Raw genomic sequence first — 19,763 nt, 5'->3', positions numbered from 1 at the left:
GTCGCGACGCCGGAGAAGGACACGCCCTGTACCAGCGGCAATTGACAACCAAAAAACGGTAAACCCAGGGTTTGCAGCAACGTTGCCAGCCCCCCCGCAAACAATGAAGCAGCAATCAACAAACCGATGTCCGCCGGCGAGAGCCCGGCCGCCTGGCCGATGATCAATGGCACCGCGACGATACCGCCATACATGGTCAGAACATGTTGCAGGCCATAAGCCATATTCGCGCCGATCCCAAGATTTTCGTCCTCGGGCCGTTGGTGTGAAACATGGGGCGTTTTCATGGAGGGGGTTCCCTGGTTTTTGTTATGCGCACACTGTATGCAATAGTCAGGACAACTGTCTATAGAGTTGTATACAACTTATCAGTCACAAAATGGATACTTGTCCATTTCCGCCTGCCACCCACCCTCCTGGCCCCGCCAAAAATCTTGAAATACATCCCTCGCTGCCCACGCCCGCGCGCTGACTAGTCTTTTGAATTCCTGGCGACCATCGGTAAGGCCCGCCCCTTCTGTATACATATAAAGTATGCATAATGAAGTCATTCGAAATTCAGTTCCACAAGGCCAAGAACGCAGCCAACAAACTCAAGCACCAAGGCATCAGCCTCGCAGAGACTGAACCGGTATTCCATGACGAACGAGCGCTGACCATCGAGGACAACCACCATGATGAACAACGCTGGATCACCCTGGGGCTGGATGCCAAAGGCCGGTTGCTGGTTGTCGTGTACACCCACCGCGATCCGGATTTCGTTCGAATCATTTCCGCGCGCGTCGCCACCAAAAGCGAGCGCCGTCAGTATCTGGAGGCATGACCGATGAAAGACGAATACGATTTCAGTAACGCCAGGCGCGGGGCCGTGGTGCCCGCCAAAGGCAAGACCCGCATTACCATCATGCTCGATGACGCCGTCATCGAAGCCGCCCGGGCCCTGGCAGAAAACGAGGGGTACGGCTACCAGACGGCGATCAACAATACCTTGCGCCGAGCCCTGCTCAACGAAGGCAAGACCACACACCTGAAACAAACCCTCACCCCAGCCGAACTCAAGGGCCTGGAGCAAAAACTGACAGAGGCCTTGCGCGAAATCCAACGGGTGATGGAGCCGGGTGTTCGGTCCTGAAACACCAAGGGCCGATCTATCGGATCAGCCCTTTGCGATGTCTACGATCAGCCAGCTATTGCGGCGCGGCGATCAATCGTTGCAGAGTCCGCGCCAATTGCGCCTGTTCCGGTACGCGAATGCCGAACTCGCTGCCCAGCAGGCCAATCAGTTCCTGCACATCCGTCACCTCCCGTCGCTCGCTGTCATGGCCAATCCGGTGAATCGCGAAGCTGCCATTGTTGAGCGTACGCCGCCAGCCCTCCCCGGTGCGCGCCACCATCAACTGCTTGACGAAAGACGACTCGGGGTGGGTCGAGACGTACCAGTTGCCCACCGCAAAATCGATATCTTCCTGGCGTTGCAGGTCGAAGATGTACATCGCTCGCCATTCGCCCGCAACGCTGGCGCGCAGGGTAAAGCCGTCGACGTGCAGGTCGATGCGATAAGGCTCGTGCGGGGTGGGTTGTTCGGCGCGGGTATCGAGCAACAGGGGCGCGGTCGGTACCATGCCGCCGAAGCCGACGTCGGTGATGTAGCGCACGTCATCGATGATGACCAGGCTCAGGCGATGGGTCCGGGCAGTCCAGGCGCCCTCCGGCTGGCCCATCACCACCCGGCCGCTGATGGCACGGGCGTCGAAACCCAAATCCTGAAGCAAGGCCAGGAACAGGTTGTTGAGTTCGTAGCAGTAACCGCCACGACCATCGTGCAAGACCTTCTGCTCGATGGACGGCAAGTCGATCAGCACCGGCTCGCCGGATAACGTGGTGAGGTTTTCAAACGGGAAAACGCCGGTATGGCGCAGTTGCAGTTGGCGCAAGGTTTCCAGGGTCGGTGCAGGAGGTGCATCGAAACCCAGGCGTCGCAGATACAAAGCACGGTCGGTCAAGCGTGGCTCGCTCATCGTTCAATCCTTTTGCACGCAAGCGGCGGATTGCTCCGCCAGTGGCCGCTATGTATACGGGATCAAGCACTGTCACCGACAATTGATTTCGCCAATCACCTTGTGCGGATAATGCGCGCAGACTATTGACGTTGAACGAAGCGATCCGCAACTTCTTCCTGAACGGGCACTCCTAAGAATGAGGTGCCTCCCCCACTGCGGCCCAGTGCCGGTTACGCTCAAATCCGCACCACTCGTCATCCGGTCGGCACCCACCGCGTGCCCCTTCACACCAACATCAGGTAACGACTCATCCCAGGAGACGACCATGATGAACATCAGAATGACTTCGCTGCTCTTGGCCGGATGGTTGTCGGCAACATCCCTGGCCACCTTTGCAGCGTCCGGCGATAGCCCTGGCGCGCCCGGTACGGCACCCGGCGCGACCCGCAATTCAACCCTGCTGCCAGACAACAACCGACCCGGTGAACCCTCGGGCAACAACCGCAGCAGTCGCGGCCCCAGCACGTCAAGCGGCAGTACTGGCGTCAATGGTCCGGGCAGTGGCGCGGGCGGTGGCACCGGTGCGCCCGGTGGCGGAACCGGCGGTGCTGGCGGCGGAACGGGTAGCTGGACAGGCAAAAGCCGCCAATGACCTGCAGTCATTGGCGGCTTTTGGTCGCCAGAGGCTTACATCGGCTTGACCGCCGGCGGGTTCCATTTGCCATTCAGTACCTCGGCTTTCGGGCCGTACAAACGCATGGTCAGGTTGAACGGTCCCTTGGGTGCCGGCAGCCAGTTGGCCTCCAGGTCCTTGCCGGGGCTTTCATTCTGGAAATAGAGATCCAGCGAGCCATCGGCGTTGTCCTTGAACGGCATCCAGCTACTGACCGCAAAACGATTGAGTGAGTTGGCGACCTGGAACCCTTCCGGGTCATACAGGGTGATCGACCAGAAGGCGTTCACCGGCGGCGTCTCGCCCTTGTTGAAATGCAGCACGTACTTGTTTGCACCCTCGAGCGGCTTGCCGTTGCTGTCGCCGATGTTCAACGGATAGATCGCATCCTCGGGCAGATTGGCGCCGAGCCCCATCTGCGTAACGATGGCGCGCTTGAGGTAGTAGTTGCCGTAGACGCCCATGGTGTCGGTGTTCATCGACCAGCCATTGACCTCCCGCGCCAGGGTCGGCACTTTCCAGGTCATCAAGGCCTGCGCATCCTGGGGCACCCTTTGCAACGCCGCCTGGATTTGCGGGTCCAGAGCGTCCATGTTGAATGGCTTGCCGGCTTCGATGCCGATCCGTTTGATCTGCGCCAGCATCGGCTGGTCGGTGCTGTGCGGCGGGTTCACCTTCAGCAGTTCGGCAGCGTAAGTGAAAAAATTGGCAGCCGACATGGAATCGACCTGAATCTTCGGCGGCGTTTTCATGTCCACCGCCGGGTCGACCTTCACAGTGACGGCTTCAGGCTCCTTACCCAACCGGGACAACGGCGTCACCGTGTAGCCGGCCTGGATCTTGTGCACCGCCGCGTAATCCGCCGCGCCGTCGGTCTTGGTGCGGCCGATGACCCAGACAAAGGGCGTTGGCGCCGGCAGGTGACTCATCCCGGCGGGCACCGTGCCGGTCCACCCTGGCGGCGTCACCAGAAATTGCCCGGCCTCGGTGCCTGTGGTGCGCCAGCCCGGCGAAGCGAACACGTCAGTCCACATATCCAGCATCGGTAACAGGTAGAAACGCCCGTCGGTATCGGGCGCGGCGATCACCAGCGGTTCCTTGTTCAAGTCCAGCCAGGCAATCGAATACAAGGTGTCGAAATTGGAACGCACCACCCCTTTGAAATCGGCAGGCGGGTACTGCGGCACACTCACAAACATGTTCATCGGGCCTTTGCCGAACTCCTTGCCCGGCTCGATATTGGTGAATTGCTTGCGGGTAATGTCCATGCTCAGCAGCGGGTAAAAATAGATGTAGGCATCCACGCCGATCGCGTGAGCTTCTTCGGCGGTGATTTTCGATTGCGCGTGGCTGGCCAGCGGGAGGATGGCAGCGGCTGCGACGGTCAGAGCAACGGCTGTCAATGTTGGAGGTAGCAACATGTTGGCGATCGTCCGTGCGAGGGGGAACCTGCCGGGTTCGGCAGCGCTAACGGAACTCTAGACGATCAATTCAGCCAGGCCCGGGAGACGGACCGCTGGCAGCAAAAGCACTTCAACGGTCGGAACGCATCAACGCCTCGACACCGCCGGCCATCGACAACGTTGCCACGCGGTTTCGCCCCGAATGCTTGGCCTGATACAACGCCGCATCCGCCCGCTCGACAAACACGTCCATGCTGTCACGCCCCGACGGCACGAACGAATAGCAACCCAGACTGACCGTCACGTAACCGTTGGGCGAGCCGGTGTGATTGATGTGCTTGTCGATGACGCTACGGCGGATCTGCTCGGCAATCGTCATGGCGCCGTGGATGTCGGTGTCCGGCAGCAGCACCGCAAACTCCTCGCCGCCGTAACGCACCGCCAGATCGGCCTTGCGGTGGCAACAACTTTTCAACGCGCGTGCGACTTCGGCCAGGCAATGATCCCCCACCACGTGGCCGTAGGTGTCGTTGTAGCGCTTGAAGTAATCGATATCGAGCATGATCAGGCTCAACGGGCTGGCCTGCCGGGCGCCGCGCCCGAACTCGATGCCCAGCGCCCGCTCGAACAATCGGCGGTTGGCCAGCCCGGTCAGGCTGTCGTGGGTGGCGATCAGCTCCAGCGCTTGCTGGGCCCTGCGCAAATCCGACTCGACCCGCTCGCCAACACGTACTTGATGAAGGAACCCCCACCCGAACAACCCCACGCCCAGCAACACCAGGGCAACGATGAGACTGGAGCGAAACGCCGTGTCGTACCAGCCTGCAAGAATGGCATCAGTGGACGACGCAGCGGCGACCACCAGCGGATACGCCTCCAGCTGTCGGTAACCGTACATGCGAGTCACACCATCGATGGTGGACGTGAACAGCGCATTGCCGGAGGTGGCCAGTGGCAGGAACTTCTGGAAAATCTCGCCCTGGGCCAGCGACACGCCGATCTGCGCCTCTACAAAAGGTCGACGCGCCAACAGCGTGCCATCGGTCAAGCCGAGAAACATCGAGCCGTTGTCGTCGAGGCTGAAGCTTTTGAAGAACTGGTCGAAGTACGACATCTTGATGCCGGCCAGCAACACGCCCTGGAAATGCCCGTTCCTGTCGTTGACCCGTTTGGAAATCGGAATGATCCACTCGCCGTTTTCCCGACTGCGGATGGCCGGGCCGATATGCGCCACCGACGATACGTTCTGCTGGTGGTACTTGAAGTACTCGCGATCCGCGACCCCGGCCCCCCGGGGCAGGTTTTCAAACGAGGACACCACCCACTGGCCCTTCTGGTCGAACAGCAGGATGCCGTGCAACTGATCCAGCGCCAGCACCCGCCGGGCGAAAGTCTGCTGCAAGCGTGGCCGTTGGACCGGGCCGGAACCGTCGACCTGAATCCAGTCCACCAGACTGGTCAGCACCAGGTCGGCCTTCATGAAGGTGTCTTCGGCTTGCTGCGCCATGGCCCGCGTCAGGTTCGAAGACGCCACTTGCGCCACGCTCAGGTCATGGCGACGGGACTGTTCCAGTTGCAGGTAAAGCAAACCGCACAGGCACAGACACACCGTGGCAATGAACAATACCGCGGCCTTGCGCAGCGGTATGCGTTTCAATGCGACGCCAGGGGCGTGGTCCGGGTCGTTAAAGCGAGTGGGCAAAAGTTCATCCTGTCGGGGGGCAAAGCATGGGCAACGAGCCAAAGCCCTCAGCCTTTGTGGGCCGTAGTTTACGGGGTTATCCGTGATAAATGGGCGAGCACTTGCCCAGTGGTCGCACTGGCCCGGTGGTGCTGCCCAAGCACAACGTCCGCGCCCTGCCTGTGCTGCAAACATGACCCAGGGCAAGCGCTGCCTGCGCGTCAACGAGCTACGATTAGACTGACCTCAATACAGGGAATCGACATGAACAAGGCAGACGAACTCGCCGCAAAATTGAAACAGACACGGCTGACCAGCGCGGATCAGGCGATCGATGGCTGGCCGGGCCAGGTCTACGAACTGTATCAACGGATAGAGGCCTGGCTGCTGCCCTTGACCGAAGCGGGCCTGGTCCTGCGGCGCAACCCCACCCACGTGTTCGAGAGTCACCCCGATGGCGACGCTTACGACTACGCCATCGACCAGTTGGTGATCACCGGCAACGAACACAGCATTACCTTTGACCCGGTTGCACGCTTCACCGCCGATGGCGAGGGGCGGGTCGAGGTCCACACCACAGGCAACGAACTCGCCCTGCTGCGCACCGTGGACGAGCACGGTGAAACACACTGGTGGCTACAAACGATCGAGCAGGCCACCGCGCAGCTGGACGCGATAGCACTGACGGAAAGCGATCTGCTGGCAGTGGTGCAACAAGGGTTGGAGCTTTAGGGGCTAATGCCAGTCCGTTAAGCATTTGAATACCGCAAACCTTGTGGGAGCGGGCTTGCTCGCGAAAGCGTTTTAACAGCCAGCATTTAAGTCGACTGATCCGCCGCTTTCGCGAGCAAGCCCGCTCCCACAGTGTCCGGGGCTTAACTGACAGATATTAGCCCCTGGAGTGCGCTTTTTTAGCTATTTCGTTACTGCTTGCTCTGCCCCGTCACCACCAACGGTATCTCTGCGAGACGCAAGTCCAGAGCGGGCAACTTCGTAGGCTGACTCAAGCCCTGCAGTACCCTGGCATCGTAATCATAAATGTCGGGCTTGAACGTCACCCGCCCGTCATTGCTCAGGTCCACGGTCCAGTAAGCCAACAACACCGGCACTTTCACCGGCAGCAGGACGTTCTCGGTCCTGCCATTGGCCAACTGCTTCTGGATGCCGGCGCTGTTCCAGCGCACCGGGTCGTTGAACAACAACTCGACCAGTTGCAAGGGGTTTTCCACGCGGATGCAGCCTGAACTGGTGGCCCGGACCGTTTTGGCGAACAGCTCGCGGTGCGGGGTGTCATGCAGGTAAATCGCATAGTCGTTGGGGAAACGGATCACCACCTGCCCCAGCGAACTGTCGGGCCCGGCATCCTGACGCAGGTGGATGCCCCGCGGGTTGCTCCAGTCCACGCTCGACGGATCGAGCACATTGCCTTCGCGATCAAGCACGCGAATCCGGTTGGCCGCCAGATAGCCCGGATCGTTCTGGACTTTGGGAATCACGTCCTGCTTGAGGATCGTCGGCGGCACGGTCCAGGTCGGGTTGAACGTGATGTAGGTGATTTCAGCCTGGAACACCGGCGTACTGCGCACCGGTTTACCGACTTGCACCCGCGAACGCCAGATCGGCAGACCGTCGCGGTACATCGCCACCTTGTAGCCGGCGATATCGACGATCACGAACGTGCCCTGAAGCTTGTACAACAGCCACCGGGCGCGCTCCATGTTGACCCGCACCTGATCGATCCGCGCCTCGACCGGCACGTTCAGCGCCGCCAGCGTCGCCGCCCCCGCCACGCCATCGACCCCCAGGTATTGCTCGGTCTGATACTTCTTCACCGCGGCAATGACCTTGTCGTCGTAACCGGCTTTTTTCGACAGGTGTGCATCCAGGTAACCGCCCGCCACCAGGCGCGCACGCAATTGTGCGACCGCCACCCCATCCATGCCGGGCTTGAGCGATTGCCCCTCGGTCACTTTCTGCCAGCCGCCCGCAGCGTGCACCTGGCGCAACCGGGCCAGGCCTTCACGCAAATTGCGGTAAATCTCTTCCTGAGGCGGTGCATCGGCGAATGCATGCGCCACGTCGTGGGCATCGAGGGCGGCAAACAGATTGTTCATGTCCTCGTGGGCATCGCCGCCGGCAGGTTCGAAATTCCAGTGAATGTCCAGCCGCGACGGATCGACTTTACCCTGTCGCAGTTGCAGCAGCGCGGTGATGAACGTGCGGGTCGCGGCCATGTCGAACATCGCCCGTTGCGCCGTGGAAGGCACGGCAGCCAGCAGCGATTCATGGGCTTGCGCCAGTTCGGTGATGCGGAAATCCGCCGGATTCAGGCCGTCGATCCGGGTGTCTTCAAGGCTCTTGAGCAACTGGGCCACATCACGATCATCCGTCCACGCGGCGCGATAGTTGCGATGCATATAGAAATCGAGCACCACCCGGCCGACATCCACACGCTGATGGCGCCTGGAGGTGAGCAACGGCGGAAAGGCCGACCGCTGCGGCTCCAACGTCGCCTGAATCGCCTGGCCGACCGCATCGCCGGGTGCTGCGGCATCGATTGTGCTGCTCGCCGCAGATACCGGCTCAATCGGCGAAGTTTGCCCAATCGCTGCACCGCTGATCAGAAAGCCCATAAAAAACATGCGGCTTATGACGAATGACCTTGTTAACTTCACCATGGATAATCCTTAATCCCCCGTTTCAAACGGCTAGCTTTCCGCTCGCTGCTAGCTAGACTCGAAATTATCATGATGAGACCCGACTATGGCGCTAAACCGCTTTGGCCTTTTATTTGCCATTTTACTGACGTGCCTTTCAGTAACGTCAGCCTACGCCGATTCGCTTGAAAACGCGCTGGTCAAAGCAGCACCCGGCGCCGACGCCAAAGTGATTGCCCTGGCCGTTCGTGCCACCCAATGCAGCCGCGCCCAAGGTGTCGCCCCCGCCCAAAGACTGGCGGTGATCGATTACTCCCTGCCCTCGACCGAACAACGCCTGTGGGTCTTTGATCTTAAGCGGCGCAAGTTACTGTTTCACGAACTGGTCGCCCATGGCCGCAACAGCGGTGAAAACATGGCCACGCTGTTCTCCAACCGCAACGAAAGCCACGCCACCAGCCTCGGCCTGTTCCGCACCCAGCAAAGCTACCTCGGCCAGAACGGTTACTCGTTGCGCATGGAAGGCCTGGAGCCCGGCTTCAACGATAACGCCTATGACCGGGCCATCGTCATTCACGGAGCGCCCTACGTCAGCCCGGTGCTGGCCCGTGCCAATGGCCGCATCGGCCGCAGTCTGGGATGCCCGGCCGTCAGGCCGGCGATTGCCCATCGGCTGATTGATTCGATGAAGGACGGGCAGTTGTTGTTTTCCTACTACCCGGACCAACGCTGGCTGAAGTCCTCTTCCTACATCAACTGCGGCGGCGACACCGTGGCCTCAAGGGAAAAGTCCACTTCAAGCCAGAAAACGACGCCCAACCTGTCAAAACTGTAATCTTCGCCTCAGCCTGCTGAAAGCACCGCCCGCTAGACTCGTCGACAAGTTCAACAGGCTGACGGGCGGAACACACGGCATGCACTCCCACACTTCAAGACGCACCTTCGTCAAAAGCCTGGCCATCGGCGGGCTCTTCGGCGGCCTCGGGTTATGGCGCACGCCGGTCTGGGCGATCAGCAGTCCCGGCGAACCGCAGGTGTTGGCCGGTAATGATTTCGAGCTGTACATCGGCGAATCCCCGGTCAACTTCAGCGGCAGCCCACGCACCGCGATGAGCATCAACGGCGGCATCCCCGGCCCACTGCTGCGCTGGCGTGAAGGCGACACGGTGACACTGCGGGTGCGCAACAAACTCAAGGACAGCACGTCCATTCACTGGCACGGCATCTTGCTGCCGGCCAACATGGACGGCGTGCCGGGGCTGAGCTTCAAGGGCATCGAGCCCGGCGGCATGTACGTCTACCAGTTCACCGTGCGGCAGAACGGCACCTACTGGTATCACAGCCATTCGGGGTTTCAGGAACAATCCGGCGTCTACGGCCCGCTGGTGATCGACGCCAAGGACCCGGAGCCGTTCCAGTACGACCGCGACTACGTGGTGATGCTCAGCGACTGGACCGACGAGGACCCGGTCGGCCTGATGAAGACCCTGAAAAAACAGTCCGATTACTACAACTTCAACAAGCGCACCGTGGGCGACTTCATCCACGACGTCAGCGAAAAAGGCTGGGGGTCGACCGTCGCCGACCGCAAGATGTGGGCCGAGATGAAGATGAACCCCACCGACCTTGCGGACGTCGGCGGCGCCACTTACACCTACCTGTTGAACGGCCAGGCGCCGGACATGAACTGGACCGGGGTGTTCCGCCCAGGGGAAAAGCTGCGGCTGCGCTTCATCAACGGCTCGGCCATGACCTACTTCGACGTGCGCATCCCCGGCCTGAAAATGACCGTGGTCGCCGCCGATGGCCTGCACGTCAAACCGGTGAGCGTCGACGAGTTTCGCATCGCCGTGGCGGAAACCTTCGACGTTATCGTCGAGCCGACCGAAGCGGCCTACACCCTGTTCGCCCAGGCGATGGATCGCACCGGATACGCACGCGGCACCCTGGCGGTGAAGGCGGGACAGGTTGCGCCACTGCCGCCACTGGACCCGCGCCCCCTGGTGACCATGGATGACATGGGCATGGGCGGCATGGACCACGGCAGCATGGCGGGCATGGATCACAGCAACATGGCCATGGGCGACATGCCCGGCATGCAGTCGCACCCGGCCTCGGAAACCGACAACCCGCTGGTGGACATGCAAGCCATGTCCACCTCACCGAAACTCGACGACCCCGGCATGGGCCTGCGCAGCAACGGTCGCCGCGTGCTCACCTATTCCGACCTGCGCAGCACCTTCGAAGACCCGGACGGCCGCGAGCCTGGCCGCACCCTTGAACTGCACCTGACCGGGCACATGGAAAAATTCGCCTGGTCGTTCAACGGCGTGAAGTTCTCTGATGCAGAGCCGCTGCGCCTCAAGTACGGCGAGCGGCTGCGGATCGTGCTGGTCAACGACACGATGATGATGCACCCCATCCACCTGCACGGAATGTGGAGCGACCTCGAAGACGAGAACGGCCAGTTCATGGTGCGCAAACACACCATCGACATGCCACCGGGCTCCCGGCGCACCTATCGGGTCACTGCCGATGCGCTCGGCCGCTGGGCCTATCACTGCCATCTCCTGTACCACATGGAAATGGGCATGTTCCGTGAAGTTCGCGTGGAAGAATGAGGCGCACCCCATGATTCGATTCACCCCGTTTTTTTTAGCACTCGCGACCTCGACGGCGATGGCCGCCAGCGATGACATGCAAGGCATGGATCACAGCCAGATGGACCACGGCCAGATGCAAGGCATGGACGACGGCCAGATGCAGCCCGCTGCCCCCAGCGAAAGCCGCACGCCGATCCCGGTGCTGACCGATGCCGATCGCGCGGCGGTGTACGCCGATCCCGCCGGCCACCACGTACATGACAGCACGCTCAATTCCTTTTTCCTCGCCGACAAACTCGAGTGGCAGGACGCCGATGACGGCAGCACCCTGGCCTGGGATTTATCCGGTTGGGTCGGCGGTGACATTGATCGCCTGTGGCTGCGCTCCGAAGGTGAACGCACCAACGGCGTGACCGAAGACGCAGAAATCCAGGCCCTGTGGGGCCACGCTATTTCCCCGTGGTGGGACGTCGTCAGCGGCGTGCGCCAGGACTTCAAACCCGGCGCCCCGCAAACCTGGGCTGCGTTCGGCGTGCAAGGCATGGCGCTGTACAACTTCGAGGCCGAAGCCACGGCCTTCATCGGCGAAGGCGGCCAGAGCGCCGTGCGGCTGGAAGGCGACTACGACATCCTGCTGACCAATCGGCTGATCCTGCAGCCAACCGTCGAGCTCAACGCCTACGGCAAAAACGATCCACAACGGGGCATCGGCGCGGGGCTGTCCAACACCGAGGCGGGTTTGCGCCTGCGCTACGAAATCCGCCGGGAATTCGCGCCCTACCTCGGCGTGACCTGGAACCGCACCTACGGCAACACCGCCGACTACGCCAACGACGAAGGCGAGGACCGCAGCGAAACCCGCCTCGTGCTCGGTGTTCGGCTGTGGTTCTGAACAGACTCACCCCCAAACCAACAACAACCGCTTCAAGCGGTAAAGGACCTTGCATGCGCATCATCAAACCCACCGCCGTCGCAATCGCATTGCTCAGCGGCCTGCTCATGAGCACCCTCGCTCAAGCGCACCCCAAACTGCTCACTTCCACACCAGCGGAAGGCGCGGAAGGTGCGCCACCCGAAAAGATCGAACTGCATTTTTCCGAAAACCTCGTCACCCAGTTTTCCGGCGCCAAACTGCTGATGACCGAAATGTCCGGCATGGCCCACGCCCCGATGCCGGTCAAGGCCAAAGTCAGCGGCGGCAGCGATCCGAAGACCATGTTCATCACCCCGACAACACCCCTGACTGCCGGCACCTACAAGGTCGAATGGCGCGCGGTGTCGTCGGACACCCACCCGATCACCGGCAACGTCACCTTCAAAGTGAAATGATCGATGAGCGACTCGGCCAACGTCGTGCTGCGGTTTGTGTTGTATGTGGATTTGATGCTGTTGTTTGGCGTGGCGCTGTTCGGGCTCTACAGCTTCAAGGGACAGGAACGGCTATCCGGCACCGTGTTGCCCTTTCGCCGGTTGTTGACGGCAACAGCCGGGCTCGGCGCGCTGCTGTCCATCGCCGGCATGGTGCTGATGGTCCGCGCCATGAGCGGCGAATCAGACGTTACCGAGTTGCGCCCTCACCTCGAGATGATGCTGTTCGAGACAGACGTCGGGTTGGCCTGGGCCGTGCGGATGATTGCGTTAGCGGTCGCGGGTTTGGCGTTGATGCTCAACCCACGCACCCCCGGCATCAGCCTGGTGATCGCCGCCACGGCCGGCGGCATCGCCCTCGCCAGCCTGGCCTGGAGCGGGCATGGCGCCATGGACGAAGGCAGTCGCCGTTTCTGGCACTTTACAGCGGACATCCTGCACCTGATGGCAGCGGGTGCCTGGCTCGGCGCGTTGCTGGCGTTTGCCTTGATGGCACAAACCCGGGCCCTGCAAACCGAAGCTCACATACGGTTGCTGGCTCGTGCGGTCAAGCGATTCGAACCTGTCGGTGCGCTGATCGTTGTGATCATCACCGTGACGGGCGTGGTGAACTACTTGTTCATCGTCGGGCCGAAGCTCGATGAGGTTTTACTCAGCCACTACGGAATTTTGCTGGCGATCAAGGTGCTGCTGTTTGCCGGGATGCTGGTGTTGGCGGCGTTGAACCGCTTTCATCTTGGCCCCTTGCTGGAGCGGTCGTTGCGAAAGGGCCAGTATCGCGCGGCAGCCCACGCACTTCGGCGCAGTGTGGTGGTGGAAATGGCCGCGGCGGTATTGATTGTGGGGTTGGTGGCGTGGTTGGGGACGTTGAGTCCGGAAGTGGAAATGAGCAATCTTTAGGCTGCGTTGATTTTTCACACCGGTGAAAGTTTCACTACACTCTCCGCTTCAAAACCACTCCAGCACAAAAGCCCGATAACAATGACGAAAATCAAAAGAGCAATGATGCTCGGCGGCTTGCTCGCACTCTCCCTTGGCGCCCAGGCAGAACCGTCGCATCTGGACAGCGTCATGCAACAGGGACAACTGCGCGTCTGCACCACCGGCGACTACAAGCCCTACACCCTCAAAGCCGAGGACGGCGAGCATTCCGGCATCGACATCGCCATGGCCCGCGCCCTGGCCGACAGCCTTGGCGTCAAGGTCGAGTGGGTGCCCACCACCTGGAAAACCCTGATGCCCGACATGCTTGCCGGCAAGTGCGACATCGCCATGGGCGGCATCTCGGTCACCCTGGAACGGCAGAAAAAAGCCTTCTTCAGCAGCATCCTGGACGTCGACGGCAAAATCCCGTTGGTGCGTTGCGAAGACCAGGCGCTGTACCAGACCGTCGAACAGATCAACCAACCCTCGGTTCGCCTGGTCGAACCCGCCGGCGGCACCAACGAAGCGTTCGTCCACGCCTACCTGCCCAAGGCGCAATTGCAGTTGCGCGACAACGTGAGCATCTTTCAGGAACTGCTGGATAAAAAAGCCGACGTGATGATCACCGACGCCTCGGAGGCGCTGTATCAGCAGAAGCTCAAGCCGGGCCTGTGCGCGGTCAACCCCACGCACTACCTGCAATACGGCGAAAAAGCCTACTTGCTGCCCCGCGACGACATCACCTGGAAGCTGTACGTCGATCAGTGGCTGCATTTGGCCAAGGCGACGGGCAACTACCAGAAGATCCTGCGCCAATGGCTGGCGGTGCCTGACGCCAAGTAACGGATCGTTTTTGCTCACAAAAAAAGGGCGCTACCAAAGGAGCGCCCTTTTTCATTGCGGACCGCGTATCAATCGTCGTGCAGCAAACCTGAACCGTATTCGCCAAAGCTATTGCCAAGCGCACTGCCATGGAAACTCATCTTGTCGGGGTTGCTGTTGGTCGGCCCCGGGCCAAAGCCGGCCGGCTGCACCGAGTCGGTCGAATAATCGCTATGAGAGCTCACACCCGAACAGGCGCTCAACAACAAAGCACCAGCCATCAGCGAAACTTTGACCAGGTTTGCGATCATTTTTTTAATCCTGTGGGTTGAGGCGCGGGGACGTGACCTTTGGCGGTCATCCTATGCCTCACTTCAACGACACATCATGAAACTTTTCGCCAAGTCAGCGTTGGTTCAGGAACCGTGTGCACCTGGCGATATCTCACCCCCCAACACCTTGCGGATCGACATTGTCCAATGTTCGATTCACTAACAACTCCCCCACCACAGCCAGTTGCTGAATCGACAACGCCAGACTGAAGACCACTACACCCCGACCAGATTGAAAACGAGAGGTAAAGTTTCCAGCACCGTGACACCTCTCCCCCCCTTAGCTTAAAATCCGCGCCTTTAACCGACCTATCAACCTGCTTCGTTCGGTGGCCGGTTCCCTGAGGACTGCCAATCGGTTGGCATATGGCATGCCACCCCGCTGCACGTGATGCCAAGTAGCAAACAACAACTCTACAAGCCTGTAAAATCCAGACAGGACGCGTTAGCAGCATGCGTCATCGCACAATCGAATGATCAGGATGAGGCTCAAGGTGATTGATAAAACCGTCTCAGTAAGCTTGGTGGTACCCGTTTACAAAAGCGCAAGTACGCTCCCGCAATTTTACGAGCGCGCGCGCGCGACTCTTGATCAGATTTGCGACGACTGGGAGATTATTCTTGTCGATGACGCGAGCCCGGACCAGACGTGGCTTGCCGCTCTGGCACTGCACGAACAAGACCGCAGAGTCAAAGTCGTTCGCTTCGCGAAGAACAAGGGGCAACAGCATGCTACGTTGTGCGGCATCGGCTATGCCTGCAAACGCTATGTCGTGACAATCGACGATGACCTGCAGTGCTTCCCCGAAGACCTCCCCCTGTTTATTGATCAACTTCAAGCCGGCAAGCATGTCGTCATCGGAAAGATCCCGAAGGCTGAAAAACAGCACAGCGCCTGGCGCAACATTGCTTCGCGCATCAACCAGAAACTGGTTAGCAAGGTCATGGGCAAACCGACCGGTTTCAGCCTCTCGAGCTACAGGGCCATGAGTCAACAGGTGGCTAGACAGCTCGCCAGATACCAGGGTTCACACCCACATATCGCCGCGATGCTTTTTAATTCGGTGCCCGTCAGCATGATGGCGAACGTGAGCATTCGCCACGCGCCGCGCGCCGATGGCGGCCCGAGCACTTATACCCTTGGCAAGATGTTCAAAACGCTTTCGTTCCTTATCGTCAATTACTCCCTGTTGCCACTTCGCTACGTGTCGATCTGGGGCTTTTTGGTCAGCGCGTCGAGCATTTTATTCGCTATGTATGTTCTGTTGCGCACCCTCCTGACCGATCATGTAGTGCCAGGCTGGGCGTCGCTGGCGATCTTGCTGTCATTCCTCGCCGGTAACATCCTTCTGGCACTAGGTGTGCAAGGCGAGTACCTCGGAAGACTGGTCGAAAATGCAACCCACCTTAGCCAATTCCCCATTATTGAAGAGCATGTGGAGTAAAGATGACATCCGCTTACCGCGTCGTGGATTATTTCCCTGCTGAACACATTTTAAACAATGGGGTCTTTGCACACCTCGACGAAATCGATGCGCAAACACCAGGCGCACTGGTGTACTGTCAGAACTTGCACTATTTGCAAAAGGCTTTGGCTACGCCCAACGTCGCGTGTGTCCTGTGCCCCGAAAGTTTAAAAAATGAAGAATTAGCGACTGAAAAATCAATTGTATTCTGTGCCGACCCACGCACCTCTTTTTTCCGCCTCTACAACCGCTTGAGTGAGGAGACAAAGTGCGCAACTGCGCAGTCACCGAGCATCGGCGACAATTGCACCCTGCACCCCAGCGCCGTTATCTCGCCACTGGCCACACTGGGTAACAATGTCGAAATTTCAGCAAATGTGGTGATCGAAGGCCCTGTCGAGATCGGAGACAATGTCTACATCGGTTCAAATGCCGTTGTAGGCGCCGAGGGCTTGATCACGCTACGCAACGACAACGGCACGCTGATGGTGGTCAAACATCAGGGCGGTGTACGCATTGAATCGGGTTGCCAGATACTGGCTGGCGCAGTAATCGCGAGGTCCTTGTTCCAGCAGCCGACAACCATCAGCGAAAACTGCCAGATCGGCATCATGACCAACATTGGTCATGGCGCCGTGATTGGCAAGAACTCTGTGATTTCTGGCAATACCGTTATTGCAGGACGCACACGCCTGGGGGCCGGCGCATGGGTTGGCGCCTCTTGCTCCATCGCACAGGGCCTTGTGATTGGCGACGCGGTACAAATAAAAATGGGCTCGGTTGTCATCAGCGACATCGCGCCAAACAGCGTCGTTTCTGGAAACTTCGCAATCAATCACAGGGCTAACATGACAGCCCACCTCAGGAAACAAAAGTGATGCACTTCACCGAGCTATCACTGGGATTCAAAGGCGAACGAACCTACATACACGGGTCCGACATGCTCAATGCCACGATGCAGGCCATCACTCGCCATGCGCCGCACGCACGGATCGAAAAGCTGGACTTCAGAATCAGTAGAATGACCAACCACCTACTCACCTGTCACTGGTGGCCGAGACCAGCCCCTCGATCATTGTCAGGTGAGGCTGTCGCTACCTTCACCTTTCAACTCGATGGCATTGATCATGAAGGCAAATTGATTCAAGCCGAAGGTTGCGCCAATACACGACGTGCTTACGACGAGTCGCTGGTTGAAAAACAATGTGTTTTCACACCCGCCCATCGGTCAGTGAGCCTGACGACCATGCCAGATGACCTCTCACCGATCGAAGTGCTGGTATCCATGAACAAGGCACTGCTTCTCAAGGAATTGAGCATACCCAGTGGCAGCCAGTGGGTTTTCTGTCGCTGGGAAAGCCCGAAGTGGCCGCCGTGTTCTGACTTGAGCGGGGTAGGGCTGACACTTGAGCAGACGCTCGGCACTCGATTGACCCGTAGTCGCATTGAGCTCAATGCAGAACATATCGGCATGCTCTACTTCAGCGCCCTCAAGGTCGAGTAGCCTACCGCTGGCACACGAACCTTGCAGCAAGGCGAGGTGCCAGTTCAGCGAGGCTTATGGCTCGACGATCAACACTACACGCCTCTCTCGACAGCTGCTAATGTGCTACATCTTTTTGAAGCAGCCAACCTCGTCAACTGCCAGCAATGCCACAAAGCTTCCCTCCCGCAGTACAAACGTACCGGCCGGGGTAACTTCAACACCTATACGATGAATTACTAACCATGCCCCAGACAAAAGAACAACTTATCAACATCATTTCCCAGGCTGATGTTGTAGCAGATGCCTCAACGCTACGTGACAATATTAGCCTCAGCGACCAGGGTGTTGACTCTCTCGGCATGTTCAATATCATTCTGTCTATCCAGGATCACTACGTCATCGAGATACCTGACGAGGATATTGAAGGCCTTAAAACCATCAATGACCTGGCCGATTACATAAAATCAAAACTGCAATAACCGACATCCCTTGTCATGTAGGGGAGGCAGACAGCATGTCCACTCTCCCTCATGCCGTTCTCGACCGTGACAGGGTTCGCCTACCTATTATCTACACAGCGTTAGCCTCACCCTCCTACGTTGAGCACCCTGCATGCCTTTGACGTTTTTGAAATTGTTGATCGCGTTTTTTATCTGTGCATTTCTTATACACACATTTGATCTTAAACTAACGGCATTAATCAGCGACATTACAGCATGGCACTACCTTGCGCTGGCGGCTGTTATCCCAATCACTTTGAGTTCTTTTTTTTCTGTCAACCGCTGGCAAGTGTTCCTGCGGCTCAATTCGATTGACGAAGCGTTAGCAAGCCTCTGGAAAATAAACCTGGTTTCTCAATTTCAAGGTTTGATTTTGCCCTCATCACAGGGAGCGGATGCCTTTCGTATGTTTCACATCGAACGACGCCACCCGAAAAAGCGGGGTACCGCAGGCAGTACGGTAATCATTGAGCGCATGATTGGACTATTGGTGTTATGTACCTTTACCCTTTTTGCCCTGCCCTTCTTGCCTGCATCAGACAACTACGCGCTGCTCATCATGACCGTCGGCGCCGTCAGCAGCATAGCCGTAGTGGCCCAAATAATATTGACCAGCGAAAAAATCCATACACTTTATAGCGGCCGCACCGTCAATAACCCGTTACTTTCTCTATTGCTGGGGTATATTCAGAAACTTCATGCCAGCACGATTAACTTCCCCTACCGGCAGGCGCTCACGTCATCCCTGCTTTTTATCTGCTGCTATCAAATATCCCTGATATCGGTAGTGTATTTGGTATTTCGTGCCTACGGCTATGACATCCCCTTCATTCAGCACTTTGCTCTCTATCCGGTCATCGCCATCCTGACCATGGTTCCAATAACAGTGGGTGGGCTTGGGGTACGCGAAGGTTTTTTTGTTTATTTTTATGGTCTACTTGACGTCCCAGCCAATATAGCCGTGGGCGCCTCCCTGGCAAATTACATTCTAATGGTCCTGATCCCTGCCGCTTGCGGTGGCTTTATTTACTTGTGGGATACTATTCAGGAAAATCGCCTGAAAGATAAAAACTAAAACAGAGAGCCAGATTGATGTCCCCAGATCGCACCCCGTTCCCCAAGTCCGCCTTTGAGGCGCTTGCCCAGGCAGAGGCACGCCACTGGTGGTTTCGCGCCCGTAACCGCGTGATCATTTGGGTGCTGAAATCTCGCATCGGCAAAATCCGGAATTTCCTGGAGATTGGTTGCGGTACCGGCTTTGTGCTGGAAGGGATTCACCAGGAATTTCCCGAAACGACACTCTCCGGCACCGAGTTTTTCGAAGAAGGCCTGATGCATGCACGTCGACGCGTGCCCAGCGCAAGCTTTGAAAAGCTGGACGCGCGCGCCATGAACGATGCAGAGCGATTTGATGTAATTGGCGCTTTTGATGTCATCGAACATATCGATGAAGATGAACAGGTACTGGCGAATCTTTCCCGCGCACTGCATAAGGATGGTCATCTATTGCTGACCGTTCCCCAGCACCGCTGGCTGTGGTCCGCTGCGGATGAACGCGCCTGTCATGTGCGCCGCTACACGCGCCGCGAGCTTGTCGACAAGGTAGGCCGCGCCGGCCTTGAGGTTCAATACGTCACATCCTTTGTCACCCTGCTCGTCTCCTTGATGTGGCTGGCACGACAGCGCCCCGGTCAAAAAAATGCGCAAGTAAACAGCGAGTTCGATATTTCTGACCGGACCAATCGGCTCCTTGAGTTCGTTATGAAGATAGAGCTCGGCCTTTTGAAGGCAGGCATCACCTTTCCTCTCGGTGGTTCACTCTTGCTGTTAGCCAAAAAACCATAATCT

22 protein-coding genes are annotated in these 19,763 nt (G+C 58.5%); 16 read left to right on the top strand and 6 right to left on the bottom strand.

Annotation, left to right across the window (positions count from 1 at the left end):
* Positions 1–287, bottom strand: a 287-nt coding sequence (locus KGB28_RS02995; protein WP_317853283.1) for a solute carrier family 23 protein, incomplete at its 3' end; no start/stop codon positions are given.
* A 254-nt stretch (positions 288–541) separates the two neighbouring features.
* Between KGB28_RS02995 and KGB28_RS02990 the strand changes: the two genes are divergently transcribed.
* Both KGB28_RS02990 and KGB28_RS02985 read left to right on the top strand, forming a co-directional pair.
* Positions 542–823 (top strand): BrnT family toxin, encoded by a 282-nt coding sequence (locus KGB28_RS02990; RefSeq protein ID WP_223442150.1) that lies wholly within the window; start codon positions 542–544, stop codon positions 821–823.
* Positions 824–826: 3 nt separating this feature from the next.
* Complete coding sequence (locus tag KGB28_RS02985; RefSeq protein WP_223442148.1) at positions 827–1,132, top strand: BrnA antitoxin family protein; 306 nt, start codon at positions 827–829, stop codon at positions 1,130–1,132.
* Positions 1,133–1,187: 55 nt separating this feature from the next.
* Here the strand turns inward: KGB28_RS02985 and KGB28_RS02980 are convergent, their stop codons facing one another.
* The gene (locus tag KGB28_RS02980) at positions 1,188–2,018 is read right to left on the bottom strand and encodes an arylamine N-acetyltransferase family protein (protein ID WP_223442145.1); all 831 of its coding nucleotides are present in this window, start codon (positions 2,016–2,018) and stop codon (positions 1,188–1,190) included.
* A 307-nt stretch (positions 2,019–2,325) separates the two neighbouring features.
* On the opposite strand from KGB28_RS02980, the gene KGB28_RS02975 reads away from it, so the two are divergent.
* A complete protein-coding gene (locus KGB28_RS02975; protein WP_223442142.1) occupies positions 2,326–2,652 on the top strand; it encodes a hypothetical protein in 327 nt (108 codons plus the stop codon).
* Between the two features lie 35 nt (positions 2,653–2,687).
* Here the strand turns inward: KGB28_RS02975 and KGB28_RS02970 are convergent, their stop codons facing one another.
* Together KGB28_RS02970 and KGB28_RS02965 are read right to left on the bottom strand one after the other, a co-directional pair.
* On the bottom strand, positions 2,688–4,094 hold the full coding sequence (locus KGB28_RS02970; protein WP_223442140.1) for a DUF1254 domain-containing protein: 1,407 nt from the start codon (positions 4,092–4,094) through the stop codon (positions 2,688–2,690).
* A gap of 112 nt (positions 4,095–4,206) precedes the next feature.
* Entirely contained in the window at positions 4,207–5,778 is a 1,572-nt protein-coding gene (locus KGB28_RS02965) for a GGDEF domain-containing protein (RefSeq protein WP_223442137.1), read from the bottom strand.
* 243 nt (positions 5,779–6,021) lie between these two features.
* On the opposite strand from KGB28_RS02965, the gene KGB28_RS02960 reads away from it, so the two are divergent.
* Entirely contained in the window at positions 6,022–6,489 is a 468-nt protein-coding gene (locus KGB28_RS02960; protein WP_223442134.1) for a hypothetical protein, read from the top strand.
* A gap of 191 nt (positions 6,490–6,680) precedes the next feature.
* On the opposite strand, the gene KGB28_RS02955 is transcribed toward KGB28_RS02960, so the two are convergent.
* Positions 6,681–8,435, bottom strand: a complete 1,755-nt coding sequence (locus KGB28_RS02955; RefSeq protein ID WP_223442131.1) for a murein L,D-transpeptidase — start codon at positions 8,433–8,435, stop codon at positions 6,681–6,683.
* Positions 8,436–8,520: 85 nt separating this feature from the next.
* Here KGB28_RS02955 and KGB28_RS02950 point away from each other — a divergent pair, with 85 nt between their 5' ends.
* From KGB28_RS02950 to KGB28_RS02925, 6 genes are all read left to right on the top strand, one after another.
* The gene (locus KGB28_RS02950) at positions 8,521–9,249 is read left to right on the top strand and encodes a murein L,D-transpeptidase catalytic domain family protein (protein WP_223442127.1); all 729 of its coding nucleotides are present in this window, start codon (positions 8,521–8,523) and stop codon (positions 9,247–9,249) included.
* Between the two features lie 79 nt (positions 9,250–9,328).
* Positions 9,329–11,035, top strand: a complete 1,707-nt coding sequence (locus KGB28_RS02945; protein WP_223442124.1) for a copper resistance system multicopper oxidase — start codon at positions 9,329–9,331, stop codon at positions 11,033–11,035.
* Between the two features lie 10 nt (positions 11,036–11,045).
* Positions 11,046–11,909, top strand: a complete 864-nt coding sequence (locus KGB28_RS02940) for a copper resistance protein B (RefSeq protein ID WP_223442121.1) — start codon at positions 11,046–11,048, stop codon at positions 11,907–11,909.
* Positions 11,910–11,962: 53 nt separating this feature from the next.
* Positions 11,963–12,346 carry a copper homeostasis periplasmic binding protein CopC gene (gene copC, locus KGB28_RS02935; protein ID WP_223442119.1) on the top strand — a complete coding sequence of 128 codons (384 nt, stop codon included), beginning with the start codon at positions 11,963–11,965 and terminating at the stop codon, positions 12,344–12,346.
* A 3-nt stretch (positions 12,347–12,349) separates the two neighbouring features.
* The gene (copD, locus tag KGB28_RS02930) at positions 12,350–13,285 is read left to right on the top strand and encodes a copper homeostasis membrane protein CopD (RefSeq protein ID WP_223442117.1); all 936 of its coding nucleotides are present in this window, start codon (positions 12,350–12,352) and stop codon (positions 13,283–13,285) included.
* A 105-nt stretch (positions 13,286–13,390) separates the two neighbouring features.
* Complete coding sequence (locus KGB28_RS02925) at positions 13,391–14,152, top strand: transporter substrate-binding domain-containing protein (RefSeq protein WP_411740571.1); 762 nt, start codon at positions 13,391–13,393, stop codon at positions 14,150–14,152.
* A 68-nt stretch (positions 14,153–14,220) separates the two neighbouring features.
* Here KGB28_RS02925 and KGB28_RS02920 read toward each other — a convergent pair whose 3' ends face one another.
* Positions 14,221–14,442 (bottom strand): hypothetical protein, encoded by a 222-nt coding sequence (locus tag KGB28_RS02920; RefSeq protein ID WP_150759122.1) that lies wholly within the window; start codon positions 14,440–14,442, stop codon positions 14,221–14,223.
* 515 nt (positions 14,443–14,957) lie between these two features.
* Here KGB28_RS02920 and KGB28_RS02915 point away from each other — a divergent pair.
* The 6 genes from KGB28_RS02915 (at position 14,958) to KGB28_RS02890 (ending at position 19,760) form a co-directional block, all read left to right on the top strand.
* The gene (locus KGB28_RS02915; protein WP_223442113.1) at positions 14,958–15,908 is read left to right on the top strand and encodes a glycosyltransferase family 2 protein; all 951 of its coding nucleotides are present in this window, start codon (positions 14,958–14,960) and stop codon (positions 15,906–15,908) included.
* 2 nt (positions 15,909–15,910) lie between these two features.
* Positions 15,911–16,807 (top strand): DapH/DapD/GlmU-related protein, encoded by an 897-nt coding sequence (locus KGB28_RS02910; RefSeq protein WP_223442110.1) that lies wholly within the window; start codon positions 15,911–15,913, stop codon positions 16,805–16,807.
* Positions 16,807–17,433: a hypothetical protein gene (locus KGB28_RS02905; RefSeq protein ID WP_223442106.1), complete on the top strand. Its 627-nt coding sequence runs from the start codon at positions 16,807–16,809 to the stop codon at positions 17,431–17,433. The genes KGB28_RS02910 and KGB28_RS02905 overlap by 1 nt, the downstream gene beginning before the upstream one ends.
* A gap of 224 nt (positions 17,434–17,657) precedes the next feature.
* Positions 17,658–17,894: an acyl carrier protein gene (locus tag KGB28_RS02900; RefSeq protein WP_200667110.1), complete on the top strand. Its 237-nt coding sequence runs from the start codon at positions 17,658–17,660 to the stop codon at positions 17,892–17,894.
* A 133-nt stretch (positions 17,895–18,027) separates the two neighbouring features.
* A complete protein-coding gene (locus tag KGB28_RS02895) occupies positions 18,028–18,990 on the top strand; it encodes a lysylphosphatidylglycerol synthase transmembrane domain-containing protein (protein ID WP_223442103.1) in 963 nt (320 codons plus the stop codon).
* Between the two features lie 17 nt (positions 18,991–19,007).
* A complete protein-coding gene (locus KGB28_RS02890) occupies positions 19,008–19,760 on the top strand; it encodes a class I SAM-dependent methyltransferase (protein ID WP_223442100.1) in 753 nt (250 codons plus the stop codon).
* Positions 19,761–19,763 lie beyond the last annotated feature (3 nt).

It is taken from the genome of Pseudomonas sp. BF-R-19 (genome assembly GCF_019956445.1).
In the GTDB taxonomy this organism is placed as follows: domain Bacteria; phylum Pseudomonadota; class Gammaproteobacteria; order Pseudomonadales; family Pseudomonadaceae; genus Aquipseudomonas; species Aquipseudomonas fluorescens_BH.
Note: the sequence above shows the minus strand (reverse complement) of the source record. Positions and strands in the feature narration are given on the sequence as shown.

Coding starts and splice junctions, on each gene's coding strand:
- KGB28_RS02905 (WP_223442106.1), top strand. CDS start 16,807: ATGCACTTCACCGAGCTATCACTGGGATTCAAAGGCGAACGAACCTAC.
- KGB28_RS02920 (WP_150759122.1), bottom strand. CDS start 14,442: ATGATCGCAAACCTGGTCAAAGTTTCGCTGATGGCTGGTGCTTTGTTG.
- KGB28_RS02975 (WP_223442142.1), top strand. CDS start 2,326: ATGATGAACATCAGAATGACTTCGCTGCTCTTGGCCGGATGGTTGTCG.
- KGB28_RS02900 (WP_200667110.1), top strand. CDS start 17,658: ATGCCCCAGACAAAAGAACAACTTATCAACATCATTTCCCAGGCTGAT.
- KGB28_RS02895 (WP_223442103.1), top strand. CDS start 18,028: ATGCCTTTGACGTTTTTGAAATTGTTGATCGCGTTTTTTATCTGTGCA.
- KGB28_RS02990 (WP_223442150.1), top strand. CDS start 542: ATGAAGTCATTCGAAATTCAGTTCCACAAGGCCAAGAACGCAGCCAAC.
- KGB28_RS02925 (WP_411740571.1), top strand. CDS start 13,391: ATGCTCGGCGGCTTGCTCGCACTCTCCCTTGGCGCCCAGGCAGAACCG.
- KGB28_RS02890 (WP_223442100.1), top strand. CDS start 19,008: ATGTCCCCAGATCGCACCCCGTTCCCCAAGTCCGCCTTTGAGGCGCTT.
- copD (WP_223442117.1), top strand. CDS start 12,350: ATGAGCGACTCGGCCAACGTCGTGCTGCGGTTTGTGTTGTATGTGGAT.
- KGB28_RS02910 (WP_223442110.1), top strand. CDS start 15,911: ATGACATCCGCTTACCGCGTCGTGGATTATTTCCCTGCTGAACACATT.
- copC (WP_223442119.1), top strand. CDS start 11,963: ATGCGCATCATCAAACCCACCGCCGTCGCAATCGCATTGCTCAGCGGC.
- KGB28_RS02950 (WP_223442127.1), top strand. CDS start 8,521: ATGGCGCTAAACCGCTTTGGCCTTTTATTTGCCATTTTACTGACGTGC.
- KGB28_RS02945 (WP_223442124.1), top strand. CDS start 9,329: ATGCACTCCCACACTTCAAGACGCACCTTCGTCAAAAGCCTGGCCATC.
- KGB28_RS02960 (WP_223442134.1), top strand. CDS start 6,022: ATGAACAAGGCAGACGAACTCGCCGCAAAATTGAAACAGACACGGCTG.
- KGB28_RS02985 (WP_223442148.1), top strand. CDS start 827: ATGAAAGACGAATACGATTTCAGTAACGCCAGGCGCGGGGCCGTGGTG.
- KGB28_RS02970 (WP_223442140.1), bottom strand. CDS start 4,094: ATGTTGCTACCTCCAACATTGACAGCCGTTGCTCTGACCGTCGCAGCC.
- KGB28_RS02980 (WP_223442145.1), bottom strand. CDS start 2,018: ATGAGCGAGCCACGCTTGACCGACCGTGCTTTGTATCTGCGACGCCTG.
- KGB28_RS02940 (WP_223442121.1), top strand. CDS start 11,046: ATGATTCGATTCACCCCGTTTTTTTTAGCACTCGCGACCTCGACGGCG.
- KGB28_RS02955 (WP_223442131.1), bottom strand. CDS start 8,435: ATGGTGAAGTTAACAAGGTCATTCGTCATAAGCCGCATGTTTTTTATG.